Origin of the sequence: uncultured Megasphaera sp. (assembly GCF_958350005.1) — a bacterium.
In the GTDB taxonomy this organism is placed as follows: domain Bacteria; phylum Bacillota; class Negativicutes; order Veillonellales; family Megasphaeraceae; genus Megasphaera.
On the sequence record NZ_CATWFF010000169.1, the window covers coordinates 1 to 4,184 of the forward strand.

Below are 4,184 nucleotides of genomic sequence, written 5' to 3' on the forward strand. Positions count from 1 at the left end.
CGGCCTGCTGCGGTTTTTGTGCTGCCGCCGCGGCCCTGCTGATGAGCGAATTCCGAAGCTACCTGATAGCAGCCTTTTGCTTTATTCCAAATTACTTTGTATATACGATTCATCGTACATTCTCCTTTCTTCCTGTCCCTTATATGGGTCAGGGGGGTATATCATCACGACAGGATAGTTATTTCCCGTCAGAGCCTGATGGCCTGTTTTTACCATACAGGCTCTGTTGATGCGCTATGAACCACTGTTGACGGCACGAGGCACTGCAAAAAATCCTCCGCCGATCGAGGGGATCGGTAACATATACGGTTTGGCCACATTGGCGGCAGACAAATTCTCGCCGCACAGCGACGGTTTTCGCTATGGATGTTCGCTTCCAGTAGTATCGCTCACATCGCTGGGAGCAGAATTTCGTCCGCCTGTCTGCAGCATCCCGTACCTGCACGAGCGTACCGCATCGAAGACAATGAAATTCCCGCAGCACCGGTCCATGGCCCGTATGCTGTTTGTATCTTTCATCGTCCAGACCGTGCCGATAGGCATAACGGCGGCATGCGGCACAGCAATATTTCTGCGTACGCCGTACAGGCTGAAAAGATTTACCGCAGGCCAGACATATTCTGGTCATGCCGTTTCCATCCTGAGTGCCGGAGAAGCCGCCGCTGGCCTTATTTGCAGGCACGCCAACAAGGACACCGCCGTACAGCGCTGTCCTTCCACAGATATATTACAGATACCAGAGTACGCTTCAGCACCCTGTAATATTGTTGTATATACAAAGAAATCCGATAAAAAACCAGGTTCAGGATACCCCCCCCCGGTATATTTTTTAGTTATCAGCTGTGCCGGCGTCTGCTGCCATGTTTGTTCACAGGAATACTCATTCTGGACAGGGTTCATGTTTTTCACCTCCTTTTGTGTTAACTTCATTATATCTACTTTACTCCAAAAAAGCAATACTCCCCCAGGTAAAGGTGAAAAAGGATAGCAAAAACCGGAGACGTTTCTTATCCGTCTCCGGTTTTACCTGTGCTGATATATGGTATCCCTTTGTTATCCCTTCATCGTCGCTTCTTTCATGGCCTTTACATAGTCGTAAATATGGGGTGCCGCTTCGGTGCCGTATTTGGCAATAATCTTGACGATGGCACTGCCGACGATGACGCCGTCGGCGTCTCTGGCAATTTTTTCGGCCTGTTCCGGCGTGTTGATGCCGAAGCCTACGGCACAGGGCACGTCGGTGACGCTTTTGGCTACGTCAATAATTTCTTTCAGGTTCGTCGTAATGGTGCTGCGCGTCCCCGTGACGCCAAGGGACGAGACGATGTACAGGAAGCCTTCGCCAACCTTGGCAATTTCCTGAATGCGGTCTTTCGATGTAGGCGCAATCATGGAAATAATGTCGATGCCGTGGGCTTTGGCTTCACCGGCACATTCCTGCCGTTCTTCATAGGGCATGTCGGGAATGATGACGCCGTCGACGCCGGTTTCCTGGCATTTGGCAAAGAAGGCGTCCTTGCCGTAGTTGTAAATGGGGTTGACATAGGTCAGGAAGACCAGAGGAATCTGCGATTCTTTCCGCACCATCTGGACGAGGCGGAACACGTCTTCCAGGCGCGTATTGACGGACAGGGCCCGGATGTTGGCTTCCTGAATGACAATGCCTTCGGCAATGGGGTCGGAAAAGGGAATGCCAATTTCCACCAGGTCGGCGCCGGCTTTCACCATGGTCATAATGTATTCATAGCTTTTTTCAATAGACGGATCGCCGGCCGTAAGGAAGCCGATAAAGGCTTTTCCGTCAGCAAAGGCGTTGTGTATCTTACTCATGAAGGTCCCTCCCCTTGTATCTTGCAATGGCTGCTACGTCTTTGTCGCCCCGGCCGGACAGGCAGACGATAATGCTGTCGTCTTTGCTCAGGGTCGGTGCGAGTTTCATGGCTTCGTGAACGGCATGGGCGCTTTCGATGGCGCAGATAATGCCTTCTGTCCGGGCCAGGTATTCAAAGGCTTCGACGGCTTCGTCGTCTGTTACGGGCACGTACTGGGCGCGGCCGCTCTGATGGAGGTAGGCGTGTTCCGGCCCGATGCCCGGATAGTCCAGGCCGGCAGAAATGGAGTAAACTTCGTCGATCTGGCCTTCGTCGTTCTGGCAGAAAATGGATTTCATGCCGTGGAAGATACCCACTGTACCGTTGGCAATAGTAGCGGCGTTGAGCTTCGTATCGACGCCCTTGCCGGCAGCTTCACAGCCAATGAGGCGCACGTCTTTGTCGGTAATGAAGTGATAGAACATGCCCATGGCGTTGCTGCCGCCGCCGACGCAGGCCAGGACAGCTGTCGGGAGCTTGCCTTCTTTGTCCAGAATCTGCTGGCGCGCTTCACGGCTGATGACGGACTGGAAGTCGCGGACCATCATGGGGAACGGATGAGGTCCCATGGTGGAACCAATGACGTAGTGCGTGTCATCGACGCGGCTTACCCATTCGCGCATGGCTTCGTTGACGGCGTCCTTGAGGACCCGCGTACCGGACTTGACGGCGTGGACCTTGGCGCCCAGCAGTTCCATGCGGTATACGTTCAGGGCCTGGCGGATCGTGTCTTCTTCACCCATGAAGACTTCACATTCCAGACCCATGAAAGCCGCTGCCGTAGCCGTAGCAACGCCGTGCTGGCCGGCACCGGTTTCGGCAATGACCCGGGTCTTGCCCATTTTCTTGGCCAGCAGGCACTGGCCGAGGGCATTGTTGATTTTGTGGGCCCCTGTATGGTTCAGGTCTTCCCGCTTCAGATATACTTTGGCGCCGCCCAGGTCTTCCGTCATCTTGCCGGCATAGTACAGCAGCGACGGCCTGTTGGCATAGTTGTCGAGCAGATCCTGCAGTTCCATCTGAAAAGCCGGGTCATGCTTGTAGTATTCGTAGGATTTTTCCAGGCGCTGGATTTCATTCATCAGCGTTTCCGGTATGTACTGACCGCCAAAGGGTCCAAATCTTCCTGTGCTCATCGTATTCCCTCCTGTGGCGATGCGCCGCGGGCGTTCGCCATAAATCGTATCATTTTCTGTTTATTTTTTACGCCGTCTTCCTCGATGCCGCTGCTCACGTCCAGGGCATAGGGCGCGAGGGCTGCAGCCTGGCCGGCATTTTCCGGCGTCAGGCCGCCGGCCAGGAAATAAGGCCGCCCGACCTGGGTCAGAAGAGACCAGTCAAAGGACTGGCCTGTCCCGCCGGCGCCGTTGTCGAGGAGAATGTAGTCAGCCAGGCTGTGCCGGGCCCGGTCCAGGTCTTCCGGCGACGTGACGGAAAAGGCCTGAATCAGGGGTATGTCCGCAAGGCTTTGCAGGTGCCGTATGTAGTCGTCGTCTTCATGGCCGTGGAGCTGGGCTATTTGAATGACACCCTGCCGGAAAAGACCGGCAATATGCGCAGCCGGTTCATCGACGAAGACGCCTACTGCCGGAATGTCCGGCGACAGGAGCTGCCGCAGGTGCTGTGCCGTGTCGTCGGTAACGCGGCGCTTCGTCCCGGCAAAGACGAAGCCCACATAATCAGGATGCAGCTCATTGGCCCACTGTATATCCACTTCCCGCTTCAGGCCGCAGAATTTAATCTTAACCATGGTGCTTTCCTGCCAGTTCGTCGAGCATGGCTTTTTTATCGGCACTGCGCATGAAGGTCTCGCCAATGAGGACGGCATCGACGCCGTGTTCCCGCAGGCGCGCCGTGTCGGCGGCAGTCTTGATGCCGCTTTCGGCGACGAACAGGACCGACGGCGGCACGAGGGGCCGCAGGCGGCAGCTCGTATCGAGAGAGACTGTGAAGTCTTTCAGATTGCGATTGTTGACGCCAATAATCTGCGCCCCTGCTGCCAGAGCCCGGCGCACTTCGTCTTCGTCATGGGCTTCGACCAGAGCCGACAGGCCCAGGTCATGGGCCAGCTGCAGGAACTTCGTCAGCCGCGCGTCGTCGAGAACGGCGCAGATCAGCAGGACTGCCGATGCGCCCAGGACGCGGGCTTCGTAAATCTGGTATTCGTCGATAATGAAGTCTTTCCGCAGAACCGACGTCGCTACGGCCCTGGCGATTTCCTGCAGGTACTGGCCGCTGCCGAGGAAATAGTCCCGTTCAGTCAGGACGGAAATAGCGGCCGCTCCGGCCTGTTCGTATTCCCGGGCAATGTCT

General features: G+C 55.6%; 6 protein-coding genes. All 6 read right to left on the reverse strand.

Translation table 11 applies throughout. From position 1 onward, the window contains the following. Positions 1-113 (reverse strand): ESPR domain-containing protein (locus tag Q3886_RS10050; RefSeq protein ID WP_367881564.1); only part of this gene is annotated, 113 nt, incomplete at its 3' end. Positions 114-360: 247 nt separating this feature from the next. After that, positions 361-519, reverse strand: coding sequence for a hypothetical protein (locus tag Q3886_RS08750; protein ID WP_301861012.1), 159 nt, complete (start codon positions 517-519; stop codon positions 361-363). Between the two features lie 534 nt (positions 520-1,053). Continuing rightward, complete coding sequence (gene trpA, locus Q3886_RS08755; RefSeq protein ID WP_301861013.1) at positions 1,054-1,830, reverse strand: tryptophan synthase subunit alpha; 777 nt, start codon at positions 1,828-1,830, stop codon at positions 1,054-1,056. Further along, complete coding sequence (gene trpB / locus Q3886_RS08760; RefSeq protein WP_301861014.1) at positions 1,823-3,007, reverse strand: tryptophan synthase subunit beta; 1,185 nt, start codon at positions 3,005-3,007, stop codon at positions 1,823-1,825. Before trpB ends, trpA begins: the two co-directional genes overlap by 8 nt. After that, positions 3,004-3,621 (reverse strand): phosphoribosylanthranilate isomerase, encoded by a 618-nt coding sequence (locus Q3886_RS08765; RefSeq protein WP_301861015.1) that lies wholly within the window; start codon positions 3,619-3,621, stop codon positions 3,004-3,006. Before Q3886_RS08765 ends, trpB begins: the two co-directional genes overlap by 4 nt. Next, positions 3,614-4,184: indole-3-glycerol phosphate synthase TrpC (gene trpC, locus Q3886_RS08770; RefSeq protein ID WP_301861017.1), on the reverse strand; the 571-nt coding region annotated here is incomplete at its 5' end. The genes Q3886_RS08765 and trpC, both read right to left, overlap by 8 nt.